General features: G+C 51.8%; 28 protein-coding genes and 1 riboswitch. Of the genes, 7 read left to right on the top strand and 21 right to left on the bottom strand.

Annotated elements, in window-relative coordinates:
- Positions 1 to 36 precede the first annotated feature (36 nt).
- The 6 genes from ROJ03_RS03605 to ROJ03_RS03580 are packed head-to-tail and all read right to left on the bottom strand — an operon-like array spanning position 37 to position 6,786.
- Positions 37 to 1,353 carry an amidohydrolase gene (locus ROJ03_RS03605; RefSeq protein WP_313725622.1) on the bottom strand — a complete coding sequence of 439 codons (1,317 nt, stop codon included), beginning with the start codon at positions 1,351 to 1,353 and terminating at the stop codon, positions 37 to 39.
- 4 nt (positions 1,354 to 1,357) lie between these two features.
- A complete protein-coding gene (locus tag ROJ03_RS03600) occupies positions 1,358 to 3,031 on the bottom strand; it encodes an adenine deaminase C-terminal domain-containing protein (RefSeq protein WP_313725621.1) in 1,674 nt (557 codons plus the stop codon).
- Positions 3,031 to 4,086 carry a polyamine ABC transporter substrate-binding protein gene (locus tag ROJ03_RS03595; protein WP_313725620.1) on the bottom strand — a complete coding sequence of 352 codons (1,056 nt, stop codon included), beginning with the start codon at positions 4,084 to 4,086 and terminating at the stop codon, positions 3,031 to 3,033. The genes ROJ03_RS03600 and ROJ03_RS03595 overlap by 1 nt, the downstream gene beginning before the upstream one ends.
- Positions 4,087 to 4,135: 49 nt before the next feature.
- Positions 4,136 to 5,143: an ABC transporter ATP-binding protein gene (locus tag ROJ03_RS03590; protein ID WP_313725619.1), complete on the bottom strand. Its 1,008-nt coding sequence runs from the start codon at positions 5,141 to 5,143 to the stop codon at positions 4,136 to 4,138.
- A 13-nt stretch (positions 5,144 to 5,156) separates the two neighbouring features.
- Positions 5,157 to 5,957, bottom strand: coding sequence for an ABC transporter permease (locus tag ROJ03_RS03585; protein WP_313725618.1), 801 nt, complete (start codon positions 5,955 to 5,957; stop codon positions 5,157 to 5,159).
- A complete protein-coding gene (locus ROJ03_RS03580) occupies positions 5,950 to 6,786 on the bottom strand; it encodes an ABC transporter permease (protein WP_313725617.1) in 837 nt (278 codons plus the stop codon). Before ROJ03_RS03580 ends, ROJ03_RS03585 begins: the two co-directional genes overlap by 8 nt.
- Before the next feature lie 370 nt (positions 6,787 to 7,156).
- On the opposite strand from ROJ03_RS03580, the gene ROJ03_RS03575 reads away from it, so the two are divergent.
- Positions 7,157 to 7,933, top strand: coding sequence for a hypothetical protein (locus tag ROJ03_RS03575; protein WP_313725616.1), 777 nt, complete (start codon positions 7,157 to 7,159; stop codon positions 7,931 to 7,933).
- 1 nt (position 7,934) lies between these two features.
- Entirely contained in the window at positions 7,935 to 8,525 is a 591-nt protein-coding gene (locus ROJ03_RS03570) for a CYTH domain-containing protein (protein WP_313725615.1), read from the top strand.
- 34 nt (positions 8,526 to 8,559) lie between these two features.
- Here ROJ03_RS03570 and ROJ03_RS03565 read toward each other — a convergent pair whose 3' ends face one another.
- The 7 genes from ROJ03_RS03565 to ROJ03_RS03535 all read right to left on the bottom strand — a co-directional run bounded on the left by ROJ03_RS03565 (position 8,560) and on the right by ROJ03_RS03535 (position 14,200).
- Positions 8,560 to 9,054, bottom strand: a complete 495-nt coding sequence (locus ROJ03_RS03565; RefSeq protein ID WP_313725614.1) for a heme-binding protein — start codon at positions 9,052 to 9,054, stop codon at positions 8,560 to 8,562.
- A 2-nt stretch (positions 9,055 to 9,056) separates the two neighbouring features.
- Positions 9,057 to 10,025: a Gfo/Idh/MocA family oxidoreductase gene (locus tag ROJ03_RS03560; RefSeq protein ID WP_313725613.1), complete on the bottom strand. Its 969-nt coding sequence runs from the start codon at positions 10,023 to 10,025 to the stop codon at positions 9,057 to 9,059.
- 78 nt (positions 10,026 to 10,103) lie between these two features.
- Positions 10,104 to 10,874 carry a hypothetical protein gene (locus ROJ03_RS03555; RefSeq protein WP_313725612.1) on the bottom strand — a complete coding sequence of 257 codons (771 nt, stop codon included), beginning with the start codon at positions 10,872 to 10,874 and terminating at the stop codon, positions 10,104 to 10,106.
- Between the two features lie 2 nt (positions 10,875 to 10,876).
- Positions 10,877 to 11,548, bottom strand: coding sequence for a lysophospholipid acyltransferase family protein (locus tag ROJ03_RS03550; protein ID WP_313725611.1), 672 nt, complete (start codon positions 11,546 to 11,548; stop codon positions 10,877 to 10,879).
- A 42-nt stretch (positions 11,549 to 11,590) separates the two neighbouring features.
- A complete protein-coding gene (locus ROJ03_RS03545; RefSeq protein ID WP_313725610.1) occupies positions 11,591 to 12,349 on the bottom strand; it encodes an ABC transporter ATP-binding protein in 759 nt (252 codons plus the stop codon).
- Positions 12,342 to 13,322: an iron ABC transporter permease gene (locus ROJ03_RS03540; RefSeq protein ID WP_313725609.1), complete on the bottom strand. Its 981-nt coding sequence runs from the start codon at positions 13,320 to 13,322 to the stop codon at positions 12,342 to 12,344. The genes ROJ03_RS03545 and ROJ03_RS03540 overlap by 8 nt, the downstream gene beginning before the upstream one ends.
- A complete protein-coding gene (locus tag ROJ03_RS03535; RefSeq protein ID WP_313725608.1) occupies positions 13,319 to 14,200 on the bottom strand; it encodes an ABC transporter substrate-binding protein in 882 nt (293 codons plus the stop codon). The genes ROJ03_RS03540 and ROJ03_RS03535 overlap by 4 nt, the downstream gene beginning before the upstream one ends.
- Before the next feature lie 62 nt (positions 14,201 to 14,262).
- Positions 14,263 to 14,449: riboswitch (cobalamin riboswitch) on the bottom strand.
- Between the two features lie 42 nt (positions 14,450 to 14,491).
- Here ROJ03_RS03535 and rnhA point away from each other — a divergent pair.
- Genes rnhA through ROJ03_RS03520 form a run of 3 tightly spaced genes read left to right on the top strand, consistent with a single transcriptional unit; the run spans position 14,492 to position 16,050 of the window.
- Positions 14,492 to 14,947: a ribonuclease HI gene (rnhA, locus tag ROJ03_RS03530; protein ID WP_313725607.1), complete on the top strand. Its 456-nt coding sequence runs from the start codon at positions 14,492 to 14,494 to the stop codon at positions 14,945 to 14,947.
- Between the two features lie 3 nt (positions 14,948 to 14,950).
- Complete coding sequence (locus tag ROJ03_RS03525) at positions 14,951 to 15,505, top strand: chromate transporter (RefSeq protein ID WP_313725606.1); 555 nt, start codon at positions 14,951 to 14,953, stop codon at positions 15,503 to 15,505.
- On the top strand, positions 15,505 to 16,050 hold the full coding sequence (locus ROJ03_RS03520; protein WP_313725605.1) for a chromate transporter: 546 nt from the start codon (positions 15,505 to 15,507) through the stop codon (positions 16,048 to 16,050). The genes ROJ03_RS03525 and ROJ03_RS03520 overlap by 1 nt, the downstream gene beginning before the upstream one ends.
- On the opposite strand, the gene ROJ03_RS03515 is transcribed toward ROJ03_RS03520, so the two are convergent.
- From ROJ03_RS03515 to ROJ03_RS03505, 3 genes are all read right to left on the bottom strand, one after another.
- Entirely contained in the window at positions 15,995 to 16,606 is a 612-nt protein-coding gene (locus tag ROJ03_RS03515) for a hypothetical protein (RefSeq protein WP_313725604.1), read from the bottom strand. The two genes, ROJ03_RS03520 and ROJ03_RS03515, sit on opposite strands and share 56 nt — an antisense overlap.
- On the bottom strand, positions 16,603 to 17,667 hold the full coding sequence (locus ROJ03_RS03510; RefSeq protein ID WP_313725603.1) for a uracil phosphoribosyltransferase: 1,065 nt from the start codon (positions 17,665 to 17,667) through the stop codon (positions 16,603 to 16,605). The genes ROJ03_RS03515 and ROJ03_RS03510 overlap by 4 nt, the downstream gene beginning before the upstream one ends.
- 62 nt (positions 17,668 to 17,729) lie before the next feature.
- On the bottom strand, positions 17,730 to 17,981 hold the full coding sequence (locus ROJ03_RS03505) for a hypothetical protein (protein ID WP_313725602.1): 252 nt from the start codon (positions 17,979 to 17,981) through the stop codon (positions 17,730 to 17,732).
- 129 nt (positions 17,982 to 18,110) lie between these two features.
- On the opposite strand from ROJ03_RS03505, the gene ROJ03_RS03500 reads away from it, so the two are divergent.
- Together ROJ03_RS03500 and ROJ03_RS03495 are read left to right on the top strand one after the other, a co-directional pair.
- Positions 18,111 to 18,737, top strand: a complete 627-nt coding sequence (locus tag ROJ03_RS03500) for an adenylate kinase (RefSeq protein ID WP_313725601.1) — start codon at positions 18,111 to 18,113, stop codon at positions 18,735 to 18,737.
- 473 nt (positions 18,738 to 19,210) lie between these two features.
- On the top strand, positions 19,211 to 19,738 hold the full coding sequence (locus tag ROJ03_RS03495; protein ID WP_313725600.1) for a hypothetical protein: 528 nt from the start codon (positions 19,211 to 19,213) through the stop codon (positions 19,736 to 19,738).
- 30 nt (positions 19,739 to 19,768) lie between these two features.
- On the opposite strand, the gene malQ is transcribed toward ROJ03_RS03495, so the two are convergent.
- The 5 genes from malQ to ROJ03_RS03470 are packed head-to-tail and all read right to left on the bottom strand — an operon-like array spanning position 19,769 to position 26,037.
- On the bottom strand, positions 19,769 to 21,361 hold the full coding sequence (gene malQ / locus ROJ03_RS03490; RefSeq protein WP_313725599.1) for a 4-alpha-glucanotransferase: 1,593 nt from the start codon (positions 21,359 to 21,361) through the stop codon (positions 19,769 to 19,771).
- Positions 21,358 to 22,425, bottom strand: coding sequence for a LacI family DNA-binding transcriptional regulator (locus ROJ03_RS03485; protein WP_313725598.1), 1,068 nt, complete (start codon positions 22,423 to 22,425; stop codon positions 21,358 to 21,360). The genes malQ and ROJ03_RS03485 overlap by 4 nt, the downstream gene beginning before the upstream one ends.
- Positions 22,426 to 22,427: 2 nt before the next feature.
- Positions 22,428 to 24,248 (bottom strand): alpha-amylase family glycosyl hydrolase, encoded by a 1,821-nt coding sequence (locus tag ROJ03_RS03480; protein WP_313725597.1) that lies wholly within the window; start codon positions 24,246 to 24,248, stop codon positions 22,428 to 22,430.
- A gap of 3 nt (positions 24,249 to 24,251) precedes the next feature.
- Positions 24,252 to 25,127 (bottom strand): carbohydrate ABC transporter permease, encoded by an 876-nt coding sequence (locus ROJ03_RS03475; RefSeq protein WP_313725596.1) that lies wholly within the window; start codon positions 25,125 to 25,127, stop codon positions 24,252 to 24,254.
- Position 25,128: 1 nt separating this feature from the next.
- Positions 25,129 to 26,037 carry a sugar ABC transporter permease gene (locus ROJ03_RS03470; RefSeq protein ID WP_313725595.1) on the bottom strand — a complete coding sequence of 303 codons (909 nt, stop codon included), beginning with the start codon at positions 26,035 to 26,037 and terminating at the stop codon, positions 25,129 to 25,131.
- Positions 26,038 to 26,047: the final 10 nt, after the last annotated feature.

The raw sequence follows: 26,047 nt of genomic DNA, 5'->3' as shown, positions 1-26,047 counted from the left end.
CCATATTTCGGGAAAGGCAAGTACGGGGGAACCAGTTTACAACCGGCTTTTTGCTTCCTCAGCGAAGGCTTTGCTTGCTAGCAAGAATTCTGAGCGAAGGAGCCTGCTATCCACTTGGGTCAGCTCATGGTCCTTCACCACCCACTCTCCCTTGGTAAAGAGATGGCGTACATTCTGTACCCCAGCACTGTAGACAACAAGTGAGTAGGGATCGAAACAGGGGATCATGTTCGGGCTGTCCAGACCAAGGACCAGAATATCAGCCAGCTTGCCAGTTTCCAGGCTTCCCAGTTCTGCTCCAAGGCCCAAGACCTTCGCAGCTACACTGGTAGCCATGGGGACGACTGCTTTTGCAGGGAGAATCGTCCGGTCCTTGTTCCAAGTCTTCTGTAGGATGGCGCACAGTTTCATCTGGGTGAACAGGTCCAGGGTATTTCCGCTTGCAGGGCCGTCGGTACCCAGACAGACCGGTATACCTAGCTTGAGCATCTTGTAGACCTGCGCGATCCCTTTTCCCGATTTGGCATTGGCCCCTGGGCAGTGGACGACTGCTGTCCCCTGGTTTGCAAGCAGTGCAAGATCTTCATCGGTGGTATGGATGCAGTGGACTGCAAGCAACCTATCGTCCAACACACCGATTTCAGCAAGATAGCCAATAGGGGTCTTGTTGTAGGTTTTCTGGAATTGCTCCATCTCAAAATCCATCTCCGAAAGATGCATGGTCCACTTCATCCTGTGTTCCCTGGCCATGTGGCTGATGGCCAGCAGGGTATCAGAGGTCACGCTATAGGGGGCATGTGCAGAAAACAGCGGCTTGAACCAAGGGTTGTCCTTTGTAGAACTGAGCAGGTTTTCGGCATAGGAAAGGCCCTCCTCCCCATTGGCGCTGTTGCAGGGGCTCTCCTCCATGATGGTCTCAGATCCCAGCAGGCGAAAATGCATCTCGCTTGCTGCCCTGGCGATCGCCTCCTCAAAATAGTACATGTCAACGGCAGTGCCTATTCCTGCAAGCTGCATCTCTGCCATGGCAATCTTTGCAGAGAGGGCGGCAAGCTCTTCGGTCATGCACGTTGCTTCGAGGGGTAGGAGGAACCGTTTGAGCCTATCGGCTACGTCATCGCCAAGGCTACGGAAAGCGACCATGCCTGTATGGGTATGGCTGTTGATGAGAGCCGGCATGATGAGGCAATCGGAACAATCGAGGGAGGGTAGGAGAGCAAACTGGTGGGGTAGGGAGCCATCAGGGCCAACAAAGTCGATGACTTCCCCCCGGATAACCAAGGCACCATCGGCGATGATGCTCTGGTTGCTGTCTTCGGTCAGGATCACTGCATGTCGTAGTACCAATTCCATCGCATTACTCCCAGTAGGTTCTCCAGTCGACTAGACGTTTGTGTACCACATCTATCAGGCCCTTGTCACTGATCTTGACAGCCGGTGAGACCGGTAGGGCTAGCACTGCAAAGTTCATCAGCTCCTCATGGGCCCTATACCCATGCTCCTTCAGCCAATTTCGCACATCAGCAATTTCCCCAGCAAGGGTTTCCATCGGTTCGAGGGAGATGATGCCACCATAGGAGAGAGGGACAAACTGTTGCCTGTCCTCATCAACAAGGGCTATCCCTCCCTGCCGTTCCAACACCAGGTTGACTGCACGTGTGGCAAGTTCCACGCTGGTGGCAAGGACCAGAAGGTTGTGGCTGTCATGCGCCCAGGAGGTACAGATAGCCCCAGCTTTCTTCAGGCCATTCTTGACGAAGGCGGGCAGGATAGGGCTTTCATGCCCATATCGCTCTACCACAGCTATGAGGCTAAGTCCATACTGGGCAAAGGGAACGACTCCATCGGTGATGGTGACCCTCTGTTTTGCAAAGCGGGTGAAGGTGGTGGTCTCTTCCCGTTCCATGACCAGGATATCCCTTGTTCCGTTAGGGCAGTCGATGGTGAACTGGCTAGGGGAAACCGCCTTCCTTCGTAAGGAATGGAGGTAGCTATCTTTTATGGTAGGAACAGGGAGGCGGTTGATAAGGCCCTCTGTTGCATCAAAGACCTTCATGCCTGACTTGTAGACCGCATGGATATGGAGGGTATTCAGGTCATCGACCAGGATGAAGTCTGCAATCTTTCCTGGGGCTATCGAGCCACGGTCGAAGAGGCGCATGCGCATCGCAGGACTGTAGGTAGCGGCATAGATTGCATCATGTACGTCAAGTCCACAGCTCAGGGCGTTGCGCAAGACGGCATCGAGATGGCCCTTGCTGAAAAGGATGTCAGGCATCACATCGTCGGTGCAGAAGCAGTATTTTCCTACCAGATGGGGGTCGGAGAGGGCTGCGATGGTCTCCCTGTTGATGCTCTTGTCCTGGATTTCCAGGAACATGCCGGCGGAGGACTTCTCCTGTATGGATAGCCCTGTCTGTTGGGTATGGTCCGAGTCAACGCCCCCTGCTATGAAGCGGGAGAGCAACTCCTGAGATATCTTGGGGCAGTGTCCTTCGATGGGGAAGTTCCTCTTCTCCTCCTGGAACGCCCTGATGATGCGTTTGGTCCGGTTATCACCCTCTGAGAAGAGGTCATTGGCATTCATGATCTCTCCAAGGGCTATGATGTCATCCCGTTTGCAAAGCTGGTGGACCTCTTGCTCGTCAATGGAACCCCCACTGGTTTCCAGTTCAGCCGATGTGGAGGGGACGCTGGAGGGTATGGCATAGAAGACATCGAGTTCGGAGGGCAGGTCCATATAGTCGCTGAGCCCATCTGCGCCAAAGACATTGGCAACCTCATGGCAATCAGCGACGACGGTTGTCGTGCCATGGGGGAGGACCGTATTGGAGAACTCCGTTGGAGTGGTCATGGAAGATTCGATATGCATGTGGATATCGATGAGGCCAGGGATGAGGTACAGTCCCTCACCCCCCTCCTCACCGAAGCGTCGATCGACATGAGCTATCGTTCTATCAAACGATAGGGAACCCCAATCGAAGCTTCGGTAGGCTGTATTGTACAGCCATATGTTTGCAAGCTTGGTCACTATTTGTTCATCAACCGGTTGAAACGGTCAACCCAGGAAGCCATCAGGGGATTCACCACGGTAAAGTCGACCATAGCAGCTCGTGCTGCAACGTCCCCTACGGTCTTGTTCTCAGCCAGCTCTGGTGAAAGCTTAACCTTTGCATTGACCGGTGCCTCATTGAGGGCCTTTGCAGTCCTCAGCTCGGTCTCAGCGTCAAGGCGGTAGTTGATGTATGCTACTGCAAGGTCACGGTTCTTGGTATTCTTTGCAATGTTGATGACGTTGAAGTTGGCATAGGTGCCAGAGGCAGGAACGACATAGACTGCATCCGGGTCAGCTTTGGTGATTACCGGCACACCAAAGTCACCGACGATTGCTACTGCGATCTCTCCGTTCTGGAAGAGGGAGGCAACATCGGAGGACTTTGCATAGGTTCTCAATACGTTGGGCTTGAGCGCCTCGAGGGCCTTGAAGGCAGTTTCACCCTTGTCTGAAGCAAAGTCAACACCCTTGACGTCACTGCACATGACCATGAAGGCAGGTCCAAAGGTGGTGGTGATGTCTGGGATGGAGATCTTGCCCTTCAGGGCAGGATTCCACAGGTCATCCCAGCTGTCGATGGTAATGCCTGCAGCTTTGGGGTTGTAGATGATCCCGATGCTGTTGAGGGTATAGGATGCACCTGATCCGATTTTCACCAGGTCCTGTGCTCCCTTGATCAGGTCGTTGTATTGTTTTACATCGCTGATCTGGAGGGTTGAGAAGAGGCCGTCGGCAACCCCGTCAGCAGTATTCTTCTGGGAGAGCTCGATGACGTCCACCTTGGTGTTGGGATCGCTCTTGAGCTTGGTGTACCGCTCCTGGGCATTGCCGGTATCGAGGATGACTTTTACGTTATACTGTTTTTCGAAGGGCTCATACACTTCACTCCACAGTGAATCCTCAGAAAGACCCCAGGTGGAGACAATCAGTTCCCTTGGTGCGGCCTTTGCCTCGGTTGACCCTGCAGCACTCACAGCTGTCATGGCAAGGAGCAGCAACACCCCTATGACCAATACTTGTAGCTTCTTCATAATTCCTCCCTACTATCGTTCCATCGTCTGATGGAAGCTAATCGATCGCCTAGCGATCGAGAAACACCACGTTCTCCTGGGCAACAGCGAGCCCAACCGTATCCCCAACACTTCTGGGTGGCTCCAGGCTGCTCGAAAGGGTCACCATCCCCAGCTTCGTACGAACTTCATACTGGTAACAGTCGCCAAGATAGGTCCGTACCTCAATGGTTCCTGTCAACGATGCACCGGATACGGCTGAAAGCTCCACATCCTCCGGGCGGACACAGAATAGGGTAGCATCTTGCACATTGGGTAGAGGGGCTAGGCCGAACTCTTTGCCCTGTTCTACGGGAAAGAAGTTCTTGAAACCCACGAATCTGGCTATCATCTCACACGCTGGATGGCTGTAGATGGTTTCTGGATTGTCGCACTGCTCAATCTTTCCTTTCTGCATGATCGCTACACGGTCAGAGATGGAAAAGCACTCTTCCTGGTCGTGGGTGACAAATACCATGGAAATTCCCAGTTCCTGCTGAATCCTTTTGATGGAGGAGCGCATCTGGACCCTCAGTTGGGCGTCAAGGTTGGAAAGCGGCTCGTCAAGCAACAGGAGCTTCGGTTCGATGACCAGGGCACGGGCCAGGGCTACCCGTTGGCGCTGTCCGCCGGAAAGCTGTTTGGGAAACCGTTTTTCAAGCCCGTTGATCCCACAGACCTCCATGATCTTTCCCACTCTGGAGGCGTAGGTTGCGCTCTCGATGTGCCTCAGCTTCAGGCCAAAGGCGATGTTGTCAAAGACGCTCAGGTGGGGAAATAGTGCATAGCTTTGGAATACCATGCCGAAATCCCGTTTATGGACCGGTACGTGGGTCATGTCGGTCCCGTCGAGGGTGAAGGTCCCCCCAACCGTATCGACAAGACCTGCAATGACCCTGAGGGTTGTAGTTTTTCCACAGCCGGAAGGACCAAGCAGGGAGAGCAGTTCGCCCTTGTATATGTCAAGGTTGAGGTCGGAAAGGATGAGGTTCTTCTTGTCGTAGCTGACATCGATATGTCTAAGTTCTCCAAAATGCATGGTTCTCTCCCTCTTATTCGCCCTTGGTTATTTTTGTCCTGGTCTGTTGTGTGTTCATCGATCGGTCCAGCAAGACCATGAAGATAAGGGTCATGGCCATAAGCATGACCGATAAGGCACTCACTGTCGGGTCATAGTTGTATTCGATATGGTTCATCATGGCATAGGGCAGGGTGTTCAAGCCTGGGCCCTTGAGGTACATGGAGACCGGGATGTTGTTGAAGGAGTTGATGAAGGAGAGCATGAAGGCCGAAAGTATTGCAGGTCTGAGGTTGGGAAGCACCACAGTCAAAAAGGCCCTGGTTGGAGGACAGCCCAGGGTACGTGCTGCTTCCTCAATGCTTTCGTCAAGTTCTTTCAGGCTCGCGCTGATGATTCGTACACAAAAGGGCAGTACGATCAGAAGGTGGCCCAGGATGAGCGCAAGGTTCAAGGGAATCTGCAGGACAACCACCAAAAACCGAAACAGGACATAGCCAATGACAATCCCTGGGATGAGCGATGGGGAGAGGAAGATGGAAAGCAGGGTGTTGCTGACTTTTCCCGGCCTTTTCACCAGAGCCATGGATGCCACCAAACCGATGACGATGCCAATGACCGAGGCAAGGAGGGCAAGGGTGAGGCTGTTCTTGAAGCTCTGCATCAGGGAACGGGATTTGAACACCTTTGCGAACCATTGGAGGCTGAAGCCGTCAAGGGGGATGGAGATGGTATTGGCGCTGTTGAAGGAGGTGATGACGATCAATATGAGGGGGAGGAAAATAAAGGCAAGGGTGAGGATTGCTATCAGGGCAATGAAACGATGCTTATACATGGTCAGCTCCTCTCTTGTCGATTCTGGATGCCATAAGGTTGAAGAGCTTCATGACCCCGAGGCTGACCACGATCATGATGAAGGCGATTACCGCTGAGTTCGTCCAGTTCGAAAGGGTGTTGGACTGTTGGTAGAGCAAGGATGCGAGCATCATGTTCTGGTTTCCACCCAAAAGGGTCGGGGTAGTGTAGGCGCTGATGGTGCCGGAAAAAACCATCACAGAGGCTACCAGCAGGCCAGAAAAGGAGAGGGGGATGATCACCTTGAAGAAGGTATGCATGGGGGAGGAGCCTAGGCTGTAGGCGGCCTCAACCACATCGTCTCCAATACCCTCCATCACAGAGGTAAGGGTTGAGATCATGACAGGAAGAAAGAGGTAGACCGACCCAACCACAATGGCAAAGTCAGTGTAGAGCATCTTCAATGGGGAATCGATGATATGGAGGTTGAGGAAGAGCTGGTTGATAATCCCATTCTTTCCTAGGATGCTGATCCAGGCAAATCCTCTGACAACTGCATTGGTAAGCAGGGGAAACATGATCAGTGAGACAATGATCTTACGTTTTTTCTCTTTCATGAGGCTGATGTAATATGAGGTTGGCAGCCCGACTGCAATGCAGATGAGCGTCGTTATGGCCGATAGCCTGATGGAACGGAAGAAGATGCCACGGGTAAAGGAATCAGCGAAGAAATCGGTGTAGAAGTGGAGGGAGAAGGAAGGGACAAAAAAGCTTGGAATGATCGTAAAGACAAGGGGGATGATCAAAAAAGCGACTGCCAGAACGATGGAGGGCCCTACTGCGAGAAGATAGCGGTGGGTTTTCATCATAGACGATCCTCCAGGGTAGAAGCTTGCGATGTAGATTGCACCTTCAGTATACCCCGAGTTTTCGCCCCTATGTCAATATAGTGTTTTGATAAGCCGGTAGCCTTTGAGGATAGGCTAAAACAGGAACCCTGCACGAGCGTTTTTTGCAACTGTCAAGAGGATATAGCTTTGACGATTCTAGGGTTTCTGAACAGAATGTAGAGCATGTACTCATGACGCAAAAAAATAACCAAGAAACTTGCTATACGTTTGTCCGTTCGCCCTGAGGTGATATTGCCAATACGAAAAACAAAAGGTGTTTTTGTTTGGTGCTCTGCTCTGTGATGCTAAAAAGCTTGCCTTATTACTGCTATATCGCTACTCTTGTCCTATGATTGGATTCTTCATTAAAAAAGCATTTTTCGATGGCTGGGATAACCTCATTGGCATGGTAATCCATAACCTTGGATTTCTTCTGGTGCTGCTCTCCCTGATGGGCAGTATGGGCCTTGCCGAAGTAAACGGAGTTCTGAGCATGTTGGGCCTTCTCCTCAGCTCTGGCCTGTTCTCCTTCTTCTTTGCCGGGAGCGCCAGTTCCACCTACTCCTACAGCCGCTATGAGCGGGGCGGCTTCGATGGATTCAAGCGTGGTATCCGTGAATCCTGGCGGCATGCCCTCCTTTTCTGGGCCCTGCTGGTTCTGGACATATCCCTCATCTTCCTGGTCATTCCCTTCTACCTCAGTTATGGAAACGCAGTGGGGACAGTGCTTTCCGTACTGCTTTTCTGGGTATTTGCAGGCCTGAGCCTTGCGCTCATGTACTTTTTCCCCCTGTTTTACCAGATGCGCGGGGACCGGCCCCTGAAGACTTTGAAGAAGAGTTTCATCATTGTCTTTGACAACCTCTGGTTCTCCCTGTTCCAGGCCCTCTACCAGATAGTCACCCTGGTAATCTCCCTCTTCCTGGCTGGCCTTGCCCCAGGGGTTACGGGCATGCTGCTCATCTCAAGCGACGCCACAAAGCTGCTGATGTACAAGTATGACTATCTTGAGGAGAATCCTGATACTGACAAGAAGCACATCCCCTGGGATGAGCTCTTGTATGAGGAACAGGAGAGTGTGGGACACCGCTCCCTGCGTAACATGATATTCCCCTGGAAGGACTGATATGGGTCTGGAAGTCGAGCTGAAAGCCCATGTCGAGGATCCTTCTCACATCCAAAAGCGGATAGAGGCCCTGAGGGGCATCTCAACCGCTGTGTGTGAGATAAAGGAGGACATCTACTTTTGCAAGAAAGGTGAGGATGCCCTCTTCAGGTTGCGAACAGAACAACGAGGCCCCAGTTTTGCTCAGATGCAGGGCTCATTGCTCTTCACCTACAAGACCAAGCAGATGAAAGAGGGCATCGAGGTCAATGATGAGGTGGAGTTTACCGCCCCGTCTGACCAGTACGAAGGGGCCTTGCAGTTTTTCCTCTCTTTGGGTTTTGTTATCTACATCACCAAGACCAAAAAAGGGTATTGCTATACCTATGCCCCCGACAAGAAGCTTCCTCCCCTTACCCTGGAACTGGTGGAGGTGGTGGGACTCGGCTGGTTTGTGGAGATGGAGTTTGTCCTGGAGAACACGCTTCTTGTAGAAGAGGCAAAGCTAGGGCTTCTGGCCCTCCTCGCAGAGCTTGGCATTGAGAAGTCAGCCATCGAAAGTGGCTACTACATGCATCTGCTCAAGGAGACAAAGAAGAGACCCGAAGCGTAGGCTCCAGGTCTCTTGCAATTCGGTTACAGGCTCATCAGATCACTGGATAGTGGGGGACATCCTCCTCATCCAGGTACCTGCTGATGCAGTTGACAAGAACCTCATGGTCACGGATATCGGTCAAGCCCGATACGATTGCAACCGCTACGGTTCCCACCCCTTCGACACAGATGGGAAAGCCACCTCCACATGCAACAAACTTGGTTGGGTCGAGCCCCCTCTCTGCCAAGGTGGTCCCTCTCTGCTTGAGCCACAAGGCGTAGTGAAGGGTGCTCATCTCAAAGTTCTGCACAGTTCTGAACTTGCGGTCGATCCAGGTCTCATTGCTGAGGTTAGCACCTTCAGCAGCGTACTGAAACAAGGTAAGGCCGCTCATTAGCTTGATGGAGATAGCAATCTTCAAATCATTATCCATAGCCTCTGCTACGAATATCTTTCCCAACTCCCATGCGTCCTCATGGGTAAAGGTCTCAAACTTCAGCAACTCTTCCTGTGCTGAAACAATTGCCAATCTCTCGTCAAGTTCCATACTCACTCCGTTGGGAAGGTTATTCCCCATTGTTTTCTCAATGTGTCCATGACTTCCATGACACGGATGATCTCGCTATGCGGCATCTGCTTGCATTCGAGCTCCCCATTTTCGATAGCCTTCCTGCACGCTTCCACCTGGTGTTCGAACCCGGTGATGTACCTGAAAGGCTTATATGTCTCCACAAGGTTATAATCCTTGTCATAGACGTTGATACCCTCGCAGTTATTGATGTTCAAAAACTCAATATACCCACGACTGCCAAAAATTGCCCCTCTCCTGTCTGAGGTGCTTACCATGGAGCTATGCAGCACAGCCATCTTCCCCCCCTTGAAGGTAAGGGTAATGCTGTTCGATTCATCAACTCCGGAATCGGTCTTGATGCAGGTGGAGTCAATGGTCTCGATCTGGTTGCCAAATACCATCATCGCAAAGTTGATCGTATAGACACCCACATCCAAAAGTGCTCCTCCGGCAAGCCCTGGGTCGACGAGCCTCCTTACACCCTTGATAGGGTAGCAGAGGTTGGCTGTCAGTGCATGGGGCTCCCCAATGACCCTTCGCTCAAGAATCTGGTCCAGAACAAGGCGCATCGGAAGATAGCGGGTCCAGATAGCCTCTGCAACCAGAAGATTCTTCTTCTTGCCATAGTCCAGTACCTTCCTTGCCTGCTCGGCATTCATGGTAAAGGATTTTTCGCACAATACATGTTTGCCATGTTCGAGGCAGAGCATCATATGCTCGTAGTGCAGGGAGTGTGGGGTGCAAACATAGACCAGGTCGATTTCAGGATCGTTGACCATCTCCTCGTAGGAACCATATGCTTTCTGGACATTCCATTTTTTCGCAAATTCCTGAGCTTTCTGTAGGTCTCTGGACGCAACTGCATAGGATTCGACATTCTCCATCTCAGAGATGGTGGCTGCCATCTTGCGTGCAATGTTACCAGCACCTAAAATTGCCATTTTCATACGCTTTCCTCCTCGTATAGGATAGTATAGGCGTTCTCTTGGTGATTTGAAAGTCAAATCTAGGGCAAAATTCCAAGTTTACAGAAGAGCCAAAAGGTTGAGCAGCAGAGAAAGGATACCGATGATGGCCAGGGTAGAGTTGCTTTTTATCCGAATTCCAGGCTTTGCGACCAGGCTGACCAGGGACCACAGGCCAAAGAGGGTGGCTGTCGTCACCGAAGAGAGGGTGAGGTTTGCATAGAGAGGGAGGTAGGGTAGCACCACACAAAAAGCCAGGGAGGCCTTTGCCCCGCCTTGGGTCCCCAGGGAAAGCAGCAGGATGGAGACAGAGCCGATGAGAAGGGTGAAGAACAGCACCGATGAGGAGGTCTCGAAGGAGGCGAGCATCGACAGGGCGATGTTTGCACAGCCTAGGGCAAGGACCTTCAGGGTTTCCTTCACATTGTAGAAGACAAAGCGAACCTCACTTTCTCTGTTGAAGAGGTGAAAGAGGGTACTTATGATAAAAAAGGCTGTGAAGCAGCTGTAGGAGAGCAAGACCAGGATCTGTGCGGCTCCAAACCCTGCAGGGCGGTCCTTGATGAAAAGGGCCAGAATGACAAGCAGGGTAATGGCTGCAGAGGAGCCCACGATATCCACAACCGCATTGAAGACTGAACCCGGGTTGTAGGATCGTTTACCCTCTTGGTTGAACTTCCGGTTGTAGGTGTCGCTGTTGTAGGAAAAGTTGAAGTAGGTTCCGTTACGCAGCTTCGCCGAAAAGTCAATCTTGTGTACCTGCTGTGCGTGGGAGGTTATCTCTCCAACCTGTCGCTCAAACTCAGAAAACAGATCTTGTACTTCATCCATGTTCAACTCCAGAACTTTTCAGTCTTGATCTCTTCGATCAGGCGCGATACCTCAATAGCCAGAAGGGAACAGATCATCTGTTCGGCTGCAGCAGGATCACTTTTCGCAAGCTCGATGGCCTGGGGGAACTCCATCGGCTTTCCTATATTGGCATAGTAGTTACGACTGACCACTGTCATGCTTCTTCCAGCGGTCTTGGATGGTTTTCTCCTAACTCTTCTTCTGGGTGCCAGCAACCCGATGGGAATGATGGGCACAGGCTTTGCAAGATAGATACGTGCAACACCCGGGCGAAACAGGTCAAGTTGCCGCTGGGTGTTGAGCCTCCCTTCGGGAAAGATATAGACACTCTCCCCCTTTTCCAGATAGGAAGCGGCAGTTGGGACAACCGCTCTCCTGTCTTCCGGGGTCAATGCCCTGATCTGTTCGGTCCAGCCAAGGAAGGCCCCTACGATGGGAATGCCAAATCCTGGCCCTATGACCACATGCAAGGGATCCTTCATGAGGGTGGTGACAAAATGCACATCGCTGCTGCTGAAATGGTTGGAGCAAAAGAGCTTGGCCCCTGGTGGTAGGCTTTCTTCCTGCCATGTCTGGAAGTCATAGTTGAGCTGCAGGACCAGCTTTACTATTGTTCTGTAGATTGCATGCAAGAAAAGACTGATTTTTTTCACCCAGAACTCCTATGACGAGTGTACAAACTGGAGGGTAGTCGGTCAACACCAGGTAGGCATCCAAAGGTCCCTGCCAAGGGAGGGGTCATGTACCTTGTGGGCCTCTATGGCATAGACCTCCTTGAGGTTGTCGTGGCAGATGACCGATTCGGTTGGGCCGTTTGCGAAAATCTCACCCTTTTTCATAAGGATGGTCTCATCGCTGTAGACCTGGACCAACAGCAGGTCATGCAAGACACAGATGACGCTCAGGTTCTTCTCGACCAGACGTTTGAGCAGGTTCATGATTGTCCTCTGGTGTTTGACGTCAAGATGGTTCACCGGTTCATCAAGGAGCAGGACGCTTCCGTTCTGGCAGAGCGAGCGGGCAAGGAGGACCCGTTGCATCTCGCCCCCAGAGAGTTCAGTCACCCTCTTGCGGGCCAGGTGGAGGATGTCACAATCCTGCATTGCCTGCTCAACCGTCCCCTCTTCATCGTGGCCCGAGTAGGCATAGCGGCCCATCTCGACAGCCTCAAGGACAGAGAAATCATAGTCAATCCTCCCATTCTGTGGTACAAAGCCGAGGTTTCTTGCCAGCTCCTTCTGCTTTAGTGAGGAGACATCCTTGCCGTCGATGTAGACTGCGCCTGTTGTGGGAACAAGCTCCTTGTAGAAAAATTTCAGCAATGTGCTCTTTCCGCTTCCATTGGGGCCGGTCAGGGCTATGAACTTGCCTTTGGGAATCACCAGATTGAGGTTGTTGAAAACCTCCTGTTTGTCATAGCCTCCGGTGAGGGCCTTTACTTCCAGGCTACACATAGGCATACCTGCCCTTACGGAGCATCCAGATAAAGAGCGGGGCTCCCAGGATGCTGGTTATGACCCCTACCGGCATCTCGCCGGAAGGGAGCACCAACCGTGCCAGGGTATCGCTACCCAACAGCAGGAGGGAGCCAACCAGACAGGTGGGTGCGAGCATCCTGCTGTGTTTGGGGCCAACGAGCAACCGTGCCATATGGGGTGCCATCAGGCCAATGAAACCGATGACACCGAAAAAGGCGACGCAGGTGGCGACAGCCAAGGTGGAGAGCAACAGGAGGAGGATCCTGATTTTCTGTACAGGAAGGCCTGAGGCAAGGGCCGATCCCTCATCGAGCAGGAGCATGTCCATCTCCTTGTGGCTAAGGCTGAGGGGGACCAGAAAGACAAGGGTGGTCAAGAGCATGAAGGTTACCTGTTGCCAGGTACTCGAGGAGAAGCTGCCGAGGGTCCAGAAGAGGATCCTGTCATACTGTTCATGGTTGAGGAACATCAGCAGGGTCATGGCGGCCGAAAGGATATAGTTGGCAGCAACGCCGGTAAGCAACAGGGTCGTCTGGCTGACCTTATGTCTGGAGCCTACCAGGAAGATCAGCAAGGTGGTCAGCAGGGCTCCCAAGAGGGCGGAGAAGGGGAGCCCCAGCAGGGTTGCATACCCCAGGGTAATGGAAAGGGCTACCCCAAAGGAGGCTCCAGAGGAGACTCCAAGTACAAAAGGGTCGGCCATGGGATTGCGAAGGACGGCCTGGAAGACTGCTCCGGCAGAACCAAGGATGGCCCCACAAAAGATGGCTGTGAGAACACGGGGAAGCCGTAGCTGGAAGATGATGTAGGTCTGCGATGCATGGCGTGCCCGCCCAGTTAGGGTAAGGAATGTATCAGTAAGTGATATGCCGGCAGGGCCGAGGGTAAGGGCGATCATCCCAAGGAGGATAATCGACAAGGACAGGGCTAATGCCAGTCGCTGCCTCATAGCCAATCTTTCCCATGGACAGCCTTGGCCAACAACTCCAGGGCTTCTGCACTTCTCGGTCCCTGGCGGCTGATGGTATCGGAATCAACAAAGACAAGATTGCCTTCCTTGGTGGCCCGTAGGTCGCTGTAGGGCTTTGTGGTTGAGAATTCAGCCCTGGTCTCCTCTTCGCTCTCTCCCCAACGTGCAGTCATGACAATAAGGTCAGGATCGTTGGTAACAAGCAACTCCTTGCTGTAGGTCCAGCGGGTAGCATCCTGGGCAATATTGATGGCACCCACCATGTGCAGCATCTCGCTGATGTAGGTATCGCCAGTCGCCGTGGAATCGAAGGATCCGAAATCAACCATGAAGTAGACCCGCTTCTTTTCCAGAAGCCTGGCTTTTTCTACTGTTTCCTTGACCTGGTTCTGCATTTCCAGGATAAGCAGTTCGCCCTCCTTGACCTTGTTCACACGTTGGGCAATCTTCCTGATGAGCGAATAGGTCCCGGCAAAGGTTTCCTGTTCGTTCAGGGCAAGGACCTCGATGCCAGCCTTCTCTAGTGATTGCAGCATCTCATCACTGACAAAAGCCGAGGAAATTGCCAGATCAGGTTGCAGGGATATGAGCTTTTCCAAGGATGGGTTGTAGAGGGTCCCAATGCTTGGGAGTTTCTCCGCTTCCTGGGGATAGTTGCAATAGTCAGTGCGTCCTGCCAAAAGGTCTCCTGCACCAAGTGCAAAGAGTGTTTCTGTTACGTTTGGTGAGAGGCTTACTATCCTCAGGGTATCTGGCCCCTGATTTTTTTTCTCCATAAGTGGCTGTGCTGTAAGGATAGTGGACAAGCCGACTATGACGAGCAGGACCAAAAGGAGAGATCTTCTATGTTTCAACATGTGCAAAGTGCCCCTTTGGAATAATGGGCATGAACCATACCCAAGCCTATACTCCGTAGGCTTTACGTAACTGTTGCTGAGTCAGGTCTCCTGGCTAAGGCTTACCCGGAACCTGTGACTTCCCGCTTTTGGCAGTGTCATGATACAGATTCCCAGCCATTACAGTGGCGGGACCGCAGGGGAGTGTACCCCTTTCCCTTGGCATCAGCAAATCTTATCGTACGGTTGTACTCAAAAGCTGTCAAGTGATTCTGGTTGACCTAGTTTTTGCTCTGCTATACTATCGCTCCTATGAAGTACAACCATATTGAGATCTATTCAGATGGAGGTTGCAGCGGCAACCCTGGTCCCGGCGGCTGGGCCTTTACCCTCAAGGCTGATGAGGTGTTTGAAAAAGAGTGTAGTGGGGGATCCCCTGCTACCACCAACAACAGGATGGAGCTGACAGCTGTTATAGAGGCCCTGAAAACCTGTATTCCCTATCAACCTGAGAAGGTGGTGATCCACACCGACAGCCAGTATGTCAAGAACGGGATTACCCTTTGGGTCAAGAACTGGAAACGCAATGGTTGGCGAACAGCTTCCAAAGACCCAGTCAAGAACCAGGAGTACTGGATCGCCCTGGATGAACTGAACAACAAGCTCCCCGTCGAATGGAAATGGGTAAAAGGTCATGCTGGGATAGAGGGCAATGAGCGTTGTGATGCCCTGGTACGCCTGGAGATGGACAAGTTCCTGAAGGGCTGATCGATGGAAACTGAAAAAACAACGCTCTGGCAGCTCTATGTCTCTTTCCTGAAGGTCGGAGGCCTCACCTTTGGAGGTGGGCTGGCTATGCTGCCCATGCTGCAGAGGGAGGTCATCGAAAAACGCAAGTGGGTGACGGAAGAGGACCTTTTGGACATCTATGCCATTGGGCAGTGTACCCCCGGCATCATAGCCATCAACACAGCCTCCATGATCGGATACAGGCAGCGTGGGGTAATGGGCAGTATCGTCGCTACCCTTGGGGAGGTGACACCCTCGTTGGTGCTCATTACCCTGCTAGCCTCGATCCTTACCCAATTTGAGGGAAATGTTTGGGTGCAGAGGGCCTTTGGGGGTATTCGTGTTGCAGTCTGTGCTCTCATAGCGCAATCGGTCGTAACCCTCTACAAGAAAAGCATTGTCGACATCCCTACGTTGGTCCTCTGTGGCGTAACAGTGGTCGGGACCATCTTTTTGCACATCACCCCCATCTTGTTTGTGGTTGTGGGCATCCTCTTTGGCCTTGGGATGAAGAAATTCAAGAGGAGGAACGGGTGATGGTACTCTTCCAACTATTCTTTGAGTTCTTCAAGATCGGGCTGTTCTCCATTGGAGGTGGGCTTGCGACCCTACCGTTCATCTACTCGTTGGCTGAGGCGCAACCCACCTGGTTTTCTGCCAAGAATATCGTGGACATGATAGCCATCAGTGAATCGACCCCAGGACCCATCGGCATCAATATGGCAACCTATGCCGGCTACCTCACAGCTGGTCCATTGGGCGGCCTCATAGCCACTATCGGGGAAGTTACCCCCAGTGTCATCATCATCTGCATCATTGCACGGTTTTTGAGCCAGTTTGATAAGAACCCGTTTGTTCGTGATGCCTTCTACGGCCTGAGGGCTGCCGTAATTGGCCTGATCATCTTTGCAGGCTCCAAGGTGTTTGCGGTAACCCTACTCAACCATACCGATATACGGTATGTGGAGGCAGCACTCTTTGTAGGCCTGTTCTTGCTGGCGATGAAATTCAAGAAGGTCCATCCGCTTATCTGGATTGTGTCGGGCGCTGTTCTTGGCCTTGTGTTGAAGCTTCCTTCATGAGGTCCCTTGCCAGGGCATACCAGCTCTCTTCACCTTCCAGAGTTGCCAGGACGGTAAAGGCCCTTGCCTCCTCCTGGTGTACAGAAATCAGATAGAGTGCCCTCTCCTTAGCAAACTTGACAACTCCCTCTTCCAGGGAAAGCTCCATCAGCTTGGCTTGCAGGCTGTAGTTTGCCTTGTCCTTGTCGACTATTTCCTGGTAGAGGGTGAAAGCCTGCTCAACCTTTCCCATCTTCCGTAGGGCATAGGCCTTGGCCAAGGAAAAGTTCAGGTTTGCGGGAAACAGGAGGGATGAGCCATCGCTTAGGACAATTGCCTCATCATAGGATTCGGCTGCCAAGAGTGCGAGCAGGAGATTGTACCTGGCCTCCTCACTGTTCGGTTCAAGCACAAGGGCCTGTTTCAGCTTTGAGACCGCCCCTTCATAGGAACGGCCTTGCAGCATTCCGATAGCCTCAGTTTGCAAAACCAGGCTTTTCTCCCTCTTCGCCACGGTTGTTGAACAGGAGCCCAACAAGAGAAGAGAGAGAAAAAGGGTGAGGATCAGGCGTTTCACGAATGGAGTACCGTCCTCTCTATCTCCTTGACCTGGGAGCGATAGAGGTTGGTGATCGAGGATCCATAGTCTGCAAGCAGCTGGATCATGTTCCTTGGGTTGTCCTCCGCATCCTTGCCGTTGAGCCTGTCACCTGCATCGCCAAGGCCGGGTAGGATATAGGCTGCATCGTTGAGCACAGGATCCATCCAGAGGGTGTAGACCTCGGCCCCTTCAATCGCCCTACAGATCCTCAACGAACCCTTCAGGGCACTGATGACGTTGATGAACTTTACCGATTTGGGTTTGATGTTGTTGTCGGTCAGATATTTGACAATGGTCACAAGCGAGCCGCCGGTGGCATTCATGGGATCGGCGAAGATCAGGTCCTTGCCATCGAGTTCCTCAAGCTTGAAGTAGGATTTGTCAAGATCGAGGATGTAGTCCATGTTTGCCTCTTTCTTGGTGTCATCCCTCTTGATCTTGAACAGGGCAAAGGGTGTTACGAAGTCGTCGGAGGAGTACTCCTGGATCTCCTTGCTCAGGATCATGCTGGGAAGCAGGGCTCCACGGAGCATGACGCACATGACGCTGTTCTGGATGAGGGAGTCTACATCTGGAATCCTGTGTACCGCATAATTTCTGACTGGGCTGGTTACAGGTGTCTTGGTGATGATGCTTCTCTTGTTGGGAAGGGCAGCATCTGCATATACGTGGGAGAAAAGCATCTCGTAGGCACGCTGGATAAAGTAGAGGAACTCCTCGTGGTCGGTACTTGGGTCCCTAAGCTTTGCGATGAGGCGGGATGCCTGTCCATGCTGCTGCTTTGGTGTCTCGAAGGAGTAGACGTGGATATTTGGTTCTTCGGCAAAGACTTCCTTGAGATAGGAGCCTATCTCCTTGGCACTCTCTACCAGGCCTTTTCGGGCCGCTTCAAGCTGCATGAGGTCCGTTGCACTCTCCAGCACGGCACAGTAGCCAAGGGAAGTCTTATACAATTCATCAACATGGGCAATCTTTTCCTTGTCACTATCCTTAAGGTATCCATCAAGGTCTGTTGCATGCAGCACAATTTTGTTCATTGGGTATATTCTCCTGTATCTTTGCCGATTTTACCCCAACCTGAAGCTTTGTACAAGGAATGTCAACCTGTAACTGAGCCTGAGGGGACCCCTTTTGTGCAATGTTGGCCTATGTTCAGGGAGAGCATATGGGTCGATATAGCCGAAAGGGTGAGGACTGCCAGCCTTTTTGGCCAATCCCTCTGGTATTGGCCGAAGAGCTGGGTAACCCCAAAAAGGAGGGTTTTCTGGCTTTCAATGTTGATGATAGGGAGGGGCGAAACAAGAGGATGGAAGTGCTGAGGGACGCTGTTGCAAGTATGGGAAAGTACCATATCCCCAATAGGATGCCCTATGTATGTAATTTGCTAAAATGAAACAATAGATCATTAATTATCTTTAGCTAGGGACAAAAAAATGATAGTATGGTATTGTCTATGCATCTTTCTCTAACGAGGTGAACTATGAATCTTGTGTTTCTCGGCCCTCCAGGAGCCGGAAAAGGGACTATAGCGTCCCAGGCGAAAAAACATTTTGATATCCCTCACATTTCAACAGGGGATCTGTTCCGTAACCATATCAAAGGGGAGACAACCTTGGGCAAGCAGGTCAAGGCAATCCTTGCAAGTGGCGATCTTGTCCCTGACACCATCACCATTGCCATGGTGGAGCAGAGGCTTGCTGAAGCTGATGCCAAAAAGGGGTTCATCCTTGATGGATTTCCCCGGACGATTGCTCAGGCAGAGGCATTGAACTCGATGACAAAGCTTGATGCTGTGGTCAATTTTGAGCTTGACCGGGAGCAGATCATCAAAAGGCTGTCAGGGCGCAGGGTCTGCAAGTCCACCGGCAGGACCTACCACCTGGTGTTCGACCCTCCGAAGAGAGAAGGCGTGGACGATGAGACCGGTGAGGCCCTCATCCAGCGTGACGACGACAAGCCTGAGGCGATCGCACACCGCCTTGATGTCTACCTCAAGCAGACAGAACCCCTGATCGCCTTCTACCGCAATGCTAAGCTGCTTGTCGATGTCGATGCATCCCTCGCTCCAGAGGCTGTATTGGCTGAGATGGTTTCCGCCCTAGCATAAGAGGGCACCACGTTTCCCTGGAAACGTCTGATACAAGGGCCAATGCAACCTCCTGTTGCGTTGGCCCCAATCATTTTTTCCTCATCAGTAGTGTTTCGGTAGTTTTCTTCAGTATGCACCCTAAAAACATCTGTTTTTCTGCAACTGCTTTTGGCTCATGGCCTCCCTGCATTCTGTCCACCATATAATGCACCCCTTCAGGGTCTAGTTTTTTTCCCAAAGTCAGAGAAATCAAAAAAATATGCACAAAATAGTATTCATAGTGCAAGAAAATGATTGCTATGTCATAAGTATTGTTGATAATATAATTAGTAATTAACTATATATAAAGTATTTAAAAAACTAAATAATTGTTTTAAGTAAAAAACCTGTGATATTGTCGAAAGAATTGACATACCTGCACGATTGCCATACTATAAAGGGGGCTGAGGAAAACAGCCAACAAAATCTTGTACTGGACCAGAGGGCTTCTGATGAGAAAACATGGTATAGCGTTTGTGATAGCAATACTACTTACCTCTTTTCAGCTCTTCTCAGCCACTGAGGATTTTACCATATCGTCCATGGTGAATGAGGTGGGGTTGATGAAGGTCTCTTCCTCTGCCGTCACAGAAGATACTCTTGTTGCATTCAATGATTCCGGTGACCTGACGACCTATGAGGTTTTGGCAGGAGGGAATCAAACCTCCTTTCAAGCCTACCTTACGACCATATCCAACAAACGCTCCGGCTATTCTGTAGCCATGACGGCTACTGCCATGGAAAGCACCGAGAGTGGAAAAACTGCCTACATTAACTATTCCGTTACATGCAATGGTATTAAGGTTACGACAAACAATGCAAAGGTGATAGCCAGCAAAACGGTAGTGACCAAAACAAATATCACGGGCCTTACCGCCTTATCCTGGCCGATAATCCTCAAGGTTACTCCAAACTCCTATAACAAAGCCGTTGCGGGCACCTACGTCGGTACCGTAACTTTTACCTTTTCCGCTACCTGAACACCACAGCATGGATAGCGCCTTTCGCCCCTAGAAGGAGGACTCTCCCTTCCTTGTCCTTGCAGTCTGTGCTAGCAGATGTGCAAGTTCCTCTTCCTCAGCCAGGTTCCCACTTCTTCCGAAAAGAGCAATGAGCCTTTCCAGCTTTCCCAGGCTTGCATCGACTTCGAGCCTCTCGTCGATCCTCCACGCCCAGTTGTGCGAACCACAGGTGGAAGGGGTATTCATCCTTGCCTTGGAATTGAGGTCCAGGATGTCCTGCATGGGGAAGATTGCATACTTGGCATAGCTTGAAACCACTGCCCTTATCATGGCCCATACTACATCCTTGGTTGTGCAGCCAAGATATTCCAGTACCATCTTCCGGTCATGGTCGGTCAGGCTTTCGAACCATCCACGCACCGTATCGTTGTCGTGGGTACCCGTATAGGCCACGCAGGGGTAGGGGTAGTTGTGTGGCAGGAACGTATCAAAGGGATTTGGCCAGTCCGCTGTGTCCCGGGAAAACCCGAACTGGCATATGCGCATGCCAGGGAAGTTGTTCTCATCGCGTAGCTGTTCTACCTCGGCTGTCATGAAGCCCAGATCCTCTGCAAGGATGGGAAGGTCCCCAAGCTGTTTTCGGACCTCCTTGAAGAAATCGCTTCCAGGTGCCTTTACCCATGACCCATGTTCCGCTGTCGTGTTCCCATAGGGAACCTCCCAGTAGGACTCGAATCCCCGGAAATGGTCGATGCGAAGGATGTCGCACTGGTGCAGCAACGCCTTCATCCTCTCGATCCACCACTGGTAGTTGTCCTTTTTCATGGCAGCCCAGTCGTACACAGGATTTCCCCACAGTTGCCCTGTTGCACAAAAGCAATCTGGTGGGACTCCGCTGACACCGGTGTAGTGGCCGCTCTCGTCAGTTTTGAACAGGTGGATGTTGCTCCAGGTGTCGACCGAATCGGCAGCCACGAAGATGGGTATGTCCCCAACGATGGAGACTGAATTTGCATTTGCATAGCTTTTCAGGTTTTGCCACTGCGTTTCAAAGAAAAACTGCAACGCTTTCCATAGTTCCATCTGCTTGGAATACTGCTTCGCAAGCCTTGCAACCATCTCCTTTGTGTAGAAGCCATCCTCCCTATTCCAGACACTGAACCATCGGGCATCCTTGTAGCGCTCGTACAGGATCATGAAGAGGGCATAGTCATCGAGCCAAAACTGGTTCTTTGTACAGAAATCCTTGTAGGATGCATCTGTCTGTTCTGTCTTGAGGAAGTTCTTTGCCGCTTTTTTCAGAAGTGGCATCTTCCATGCATCGACCATGGAGTAGTCGACATGGTCGGTAGGGAAAGGGGGAGGGGATGCAATCTCCTCCTTGGTAAGATACCCATCCTTTGCAAGCAGCTTCAGCGAGAGCAGCAGTTCGTTTCCTGCAAAGGTGGATCGGGATGCGTAGGGTGAGTTCCCGTACCCTGTAGGTCCAAGAGGTAGGACCTGCCAGAGCCTGACATTGGCCCTCTTCAGGGAGTCGACAAAGGCATACGCCTTGGGCCCAAGGTCCCCGATGCCAAACTTTCCCCCAAGACTGGTAGGGTGGAGGAGAATCCCACAATAACGCCTGAGATCAGTATTCATATCTTCCTCACCTCACACAGTGATTGCCGTTCGACGATACTGAAGGGAATTTCCATGTGTGTTGAACCCAGTTCCTCCCCATTGATCATCCTAAACAGAGCTTCAGCTGCCAAATACCCCTTATCCCCTGCCGGCTGGTCTACCGTGGTGAGGGTTGGGGTGATGAACTGGCTCTCCACAATGTTGTCGAAACCGACTACCGATATCTCTTCCGGCACCCCTATGCCATGGTCCTTGAAATAGAGGATGCACCCGATGGCAACGATATCGCTCATGGTAATGACGCAGGTAGGCCTCTCCTTCTGCTTGGAAATGAGATGACCTGTATGCTTTCCATCCTCAAGGGTACATTCGCTTACCATCTGGGTAACGCTGCCCTGGAGGTCATAGAGGCTCAGGCCATACTCCTTGAGTGCCTTCTCATACCCTCGCTTCCTTCGCTTGGGTACACTCGCCTCAAATTCATCCGAATCAAAGGCATCTTCACTCAAGCTCACGATGGTAATGGTTCGATGGCCTTTCTTGAGTACCATCTGCATCACCTGGTAGGCTGCCATCTCATCGGCAATATTGACCGAAGGCATATCCTCAGAAGGTGTTCCGTCTATCGTGACAAAGGGGAGCTTGCGGTTTTTCATGACACTGACGATATCCATGCCTACCTGCATGCCCATGGTGATGAGCCCATCCACGGCAGCAGTCCGTACCGCATCGGTGATGGACTCATTGAGTGGGGGAATGAGGGTGAGGGTGTAGCCATATTTCTGGCAGACACTGCCTATGCCCTGGATTACCTGCAGGGTGTAGGGGTTTCGCATCGAGTAGTGGATGATCTGGGGAAGCAGGAACCCAATGCTCAGGTGCCTACGCAGGGAAAAGTTTCGGGCCATCGGGTCGGGGATGTAGCCGAGCCGTTCCGCCGTTTCCAGGATGGTCTGCCGTGCCTTGGCACTGATCCTCGACGGTTCGTTGAATGCGAAGGAGACAGCTGTTTTTGAGTAGCCACTCTCTCGGGCGATATCCTTGATAGTCGGTCGTTTTCCTGGTGTGTGTGGCTGGTCCATGCTTACATCCTTTTGAGTAGAAGATATTGGTAGGGTCCTAGAATGAAAGGCTCATTTCCAAGGGTTAGTTTTCTGTCGGAAAACATCTCGCGGTACCTGCCCGTGATTTGCTCTCCCCAAAGGACAGACTTCTGGTATTCACTGAAATTGGCCAGGACGAGGTGCTCTTTCCCCCGTTTGAGGGCCAGGACAGAAATGTCCGAGGACGAGAAAACCTGTTCTGGTGAATCGCACCGGAAATCAGTTTCTTGTGAGCGGTATCGTATCACATTTTGCAGGGTGTTGAATATAATGGAAGAGGCGGTATCCTTGCCAGGTTTTGTGCTTTCCCAATCAAAGGCTGGCCGGTGGAGGTTTCGGCTATCCTTAGCAAGGATCGGGTCCTTGTGGTAGCCATAGTCGTTTAGGGTGGCCACTTCATCGCCGCTGTAGAGCACCGGCAGCCCTTTGCAAAAGTAGATGAAGCTATGGGCGAGCATTAGCCGCTTGATGGCCAACTCTTGCTGGTAGCTGTCCCTCTCTTCGGTCGCTCTCTGTAGTCCGCATAGGGATGCCGCTGTCCCGCAGTTTCTTGCATCATGGGTCTTTTCGTTGTACTCGTACAGCTCCCCCCGTGAAAAGGAGCCGGGAAAGGTGCCCTGGAAGAACCTGATAAGGAACCTCTTGTGCTCATAGGGTGAGAAACCGAGGCTGCGCAGCTGCTCGTCCTCAATTCCCCAGCCAATGTCATCGTGGCAGCGCAGATAGTTTACCCAACAGGCCGAAGAGGGGATTTCTGTGGGAAGGTCTGATAGGCAACGTTGCAAAAGCCGGGTATCGCGGGTTGCAAGGGAGTTCCACATCTGGACCATCAAGGAGACATTGTAGAGCAGGTGGCACTCAGGTGCCTGCTCGGTACCAAAGTAGGGGGCAACCTCCCTTGGGGCCATGACCACTTCCCCTTTGATGATGCATAGGGGGGCCACTATCTCAAGGGCAAGGCGAAATATCCTCACCAGAAGATGCACCTCAGGAAGGTTGCGGTTGCTGGTTCCCCACCGTTTCCATATATAGGGGATGGCATCGAAGCGGAACACCTCCACCCCATAGTTTGCCAGGGTCAACATGGCATCAAGCATGGCCAGCAATACCTCACTGTTTGCATAGTTGAGGTCCCACTGGAACCTGTTGAAGGTGGTCATGACATACTCACCACTCTCCGCCAGATAGGTGAAGTTGCCAGGTGCCTGTTGGGGAAATACCTCAGAGGTTGTTGCCTCATAGGCATCGACCTCAGCCGTATCCCTGGTAAAGAAGAACCTCTGCCTGTACTCTTGTTCGCCCTGTTTCGCCCTTTGTGCCCACTCATGGGTATCGGAGCAGTGATTGAGGACAAAATCCATGCAGAGGCTGATATTCCTCTTCCTGCAACTTGTTGCCAGGGATATGAATGAAGCTGTATCGCCCAGGCGAGGGTCAAACTGCTTGAAATCCTCGACTGCATACCCCCCATCATTGTCAGTGAAGGGCATCTTGAGACAGGGCATCAAATGCAGGTAGCGAACCTGTAGCTTCTCCAGATATCCAAGCTTTTCCTCCAACCCTGAAAAACTCTGGTTGAACTTGTCGACATAGAGCATCTGTCCGCTCATTGCCGAAGAAGCATACCACAGCGGTTCGTCGATTCTTTTTTGGTCAAGCCGCTTCAGATGTGCATCACGTTCGGCAGCCTTCTGCTGCAGAAGGGCATAGAGGCTCTCAATATCCTTGTCCTTATAGAGCTTTCCCCAAAGGGCAAGGAGCTCCTGTTTCCTGAGGGAAAGCCTTGTGTTGAATCTATTCACGGCCTAGCTCTTGATGGCACCATCGCTGATCCCCTTTACGATGAACTTCTGCAAGAAGAGATAGACGATGATGATCGGGATGATGGAGATGAGCACGGCTGGAAATATCAGCTGCCAGGGGTTGCCAAACTGGCCTGCGGTGATTCGTGCAAAGTAGAGCTCCAGGACCAGAGTCTTGGTACTGCTGTTTCCTATCACGAGGAAGGGCAGGAGGTAGTCATTCCAGATCCACATGGAGTTGAGTACGATTACGGTAACCGTAATGGATTTGAGCAGGGGCATCACCACATGCAGGTACATCTGGGCTATGGAACACCCATCGATGGTTGCTGCCTCCTCCACCCCCTTGGGGACCCCTTTGACAAACCCGTGGTAGAGGAACACTGACATGGAGAGGCCGAAGCCCCCATACATGAGGATGAGGCCACCGGCGCTCTTGAGCCTGATGTCATCGAAGAACTGAATGAGTGGGTACATGACAGCCTGGAAGGGTATGAGCATCGCAGCGACAAAGAGCATGAATACCAGCTGGCTTGCACGGCCCTTGTTGCGGACCATCATCCAGGCGGCTAGGCTACTCACCACCACAATGAGCAAAACCGAAAGGCTTGTGATGACAGAGGTGGTCAGCAGGGCCTTGAGGAAGTGAATCTCACCTGCTGCCTTGGTGATGTAGGCGAGGGAAACGTTTGCAGGCAGGCCCAGAGGAGAGGCGATGATCTGGGCCTGGTCCTTGAAGGAGTTGACCAACAAGAGCCATAGGGGTGCAAGGGTATAGAGGGCGATGAGGCTCAACACGATGTAGAGCACTACCTTCTGAATTTTCTTTTTGAGGAAATAGCTTTCGTTCATGGAGGTGACCATAGACAGTTCTTTCATGTTACATCTCCAGTTCTTTTTTCTTGGTGATGGCGACCTGTGTCAAGGTGATGACTGCAACCAGGACAAAGAAGATGACCGCCTGCGCCTGGGCCTTGCCATAGTTGGGTGGTGAGGTGTCCTTGATGGTCCTGAGGATCTGCATTGCAAGCATGCGGGTACCGAACTCACCGTCGGTGAGTGCCACGTTCTGGTCCAGCAGCTTGAAGCTGTTTGCCAAGGTCATGAAAAATACAATGGTAAAGGAAGGCATGAGCATGGGGATGGTTATCTTGAAGAAAGAGTGCCAGTAGGAGGATCCGTCGATGCTTGCAGCCTCATAGTAGTCACTGCTGATGTTGTTGAGCCCAGCAACGTAGATGATCATCATGTAGCCGGCATACTGCCAGGTATTGAGGAGTGCAAGGGCAAAGAGTGCCTTGGTCGAGTCCTGGGTCATGTAGCGGAAAAAGGGGATGTGCAGTGCATCAGGGCTGAAGAGCATGTCGGTAAAGATGATCTGGAATATGAATTGCCAGATGAATCCCAAAGCCAGCCCCCCAAGCATGTTGGGAAGAAAGAAGATGGTCCGGTAGAGGCCTGAGCTCCTGGTAATCTTGGTAACCATCAGGGCAAGGGCAAGGGCAGCTACGTTGACCATGATGACAGCTATGAAGGTGTACTTGACGGTATAGACAAGTGAGCTTACAAAGCGCTTGTCCCTGAAGGCTTCCTTGTAGTTGTCAAGCCCAACAAAGGAGTTTGCCATGTTGGTGGCCCGGGTTCCCGTTTCCGGGTCAAAGTAATAGGTTCCCCTCCAGGCCAAAAAGGAGTTGACCATGCCCATGATGAAGGGGTAGAGGATTACCATGGCGAAGAGGAGCAACGACGGCATGACCAGCGGCCAAAACCATTTCTTGTAGATGTTCATGCAATACTCC

The sequence above is a fragment of the Sphaerochaeta sp. PS genome, from assembly GCF_032144095.1.
Lineage (GTDB): Bacteria > Spirochaetota > Spirochaetia > Sphaerochaetales > Sphaerochaetaceae > Sphaerochaeta.
The sequence above is the reverse complement of the archived record's forward strand: the minus strand, read 5'-3'. Positions and strand labels throughout refer to the sequence as shown.

Excerpts from the sequence above, each read along its gene's own strand:
- ROJ03_RS03535 (WP_313725608.1), bottom strand. The coding sequence starts at position 14,200 with ATGTTGAAACATAGAAGATCTCTCCTTTTGGTCCTGCTCGTCATAGTC.
- ROJ03_RS03560 (WP_313725613.1), bottom strand. The coding sequence starts at position 10,025 with ATGAAAATGGCAATTTTAGGTGCTGGTAACATTGCACGCAAGATGGCA.
- malQ (WP_313725599.1), bottom strand. The coding sequence starts at position 21,361 with ATGAATACTGATCTCAGGCGTTATTGTGGGATTCTCCTCCACCCTACC.
- ROJ03_RS03485 (WP_313725598.1), bottom strand. The coding sequence starts at position 22,425 with ATGGACCAGCCACACACACCAGGAAAACGACCGACTATCAAGGATATC.
- rnhA (WP_313725607.1), top strand. The coding sequence starts at position 14,492 with ATGAAGTACAACCATATTGAGATCTATTCAGATGGAGGTTGCAGCGGC.
- ROJ03_RS03470 (WP_313725595.1), bottom strand. The coding sequence starts at position 26,037 with ATGAACATCTACAAGAAATGGTTTTGGCCGCTGGTCATGCCGTCGTTG.
- ROJ03_RS03510 (WP_313725603.1), bottom strand. The coding sequence starts at position 17,667 with ATGAACAAAATTGTGCTGCATGCAACAGACCTTGATGGATACCTTAAG.
- ROJ03_RS03540 (WP_313725609.1), bottom strand. The coding sequence starts at position 13,322 with ATGAGGCAGCGACTGGCATTAGCCCTGTCCTTGTCGATTATCCTCCTT.
- ROJ03_RS03495 (WP_313725600.1), top strand. The coding sequence starts at position 19,211 with ATGAGAAAACATGGTATAGCGTTTGTGATAGCAATACTACTTACCTCT.
- ROJ03_RS03585 (WP_313725618.1), bottom strand. The coding sequence starts at position 5,957 with ATGTATAAGCATCGTTTCATTGCCCTGATAGCAATCCTCACCCTTGCC.
- ROJ03_RS03545 (WP_313725610.1), bottom strand. The coding sequence starts at position 12,349 with ATGTGTAGCCTGGAAGTAAAGGCCCTCACCGGAGGCTATGACAAACAG.
- ROJ03_RS03475 (WP_313725596.1), bottom strand. The coding sequence starts at position 25,127 with ATGAAAGAACTGTCTATGGTCACCTCCATGAACGAAAGCTATTTCCTC.
- ROJ03_RS03570 (WP_313725615.1), top strand. The coding sequence starts at position 7,935 with ATGGGTCTGGAAGTCGAGCTGAAAGCCCATGTCGAGGATCCTTCTCAC.
- ROJ03_RS03500 (WP_313725601.1), top strand. The coding sequence starts at position 18,111 with ATGAATCTTGTGTTTCTCGGCCCTCCAGGAGCCGGAAAAGGGACTATA.
- ROJ03_RS03565 (WP_313725614.1), bottom strand. The coding sequence starts at position 9,054 with ATGGAACTTGACGAGAGATTGGCAATTGTTTCAGCACAGGAAGAGTTG.
- ROJ03_RS03555 (WP_313725612.1), bottom strand. The coding sequence starts at position 10,874 with ATGGATGAAGTACAAGATCTGTTTTCTGAGTTTGAGCGACAGGTTGGA.
- ROJ03_RS03505 (WP_313725602.1), bottom strand. The coding sequence starts at position 17,981 with ATGGTACTTTCCCATACTTGCAACAGCGTCCCTCAGCACTTCCATCCT.
- ROJ03_RS03525 (WP_313725606.1), top strand. The coding sequence starts at position 14,951 with ATGGAAACTGAAAAAACAACGCTCTGGCAGCTCTATGTCTCTTTCCTG.
- ROJ03_RS03605 (WP_313725622.1), bottom strand. The coding sequence starts at position 1,353 with ATGGAATTGGTACTACGACATGCAGTGATCCTGACCGAAGACAGCAAC.
- ROJ03_RS03575 (WP_313725616.1), top strand. The coding sequence starts at position 7,157 with ATGATTGGATTCTTCATTAAAAAAGCATTTTTCGATGGCTGGGATAAC.
- ROJ03_RS03580 (WP_313725617.1), bottom strand. The coding sequence starts at position 6,786 with ATGATGAAAACCCACCGCTATCTTCTCGCAGTAGGGCCCTCCATCGTT.
- ROJ03_RS03520 (WP_313725605.1), top strand. The coding sequence starts at position 15,505 with ATGGTACTCTTCCAACTATTCTTTGAGTTCTTCAAGATCGGGCTGTTC.
- ROJ03_RS03590 (WP_313725619.1), bottom strand. The coding sequence starts at position 5,143 with ATGCATTTTGGAGAACTTAGACATATCGATGTCAGCTACGACAAGAAG.
- ROJ03_RS03595 (WP_313725620.1), bottom strand. The coding sequence starts at position 4,086 with ATGAAGAAGCTACAAGTATTGGTCATAGGGGTGTTGCTGCTCCTTGCC.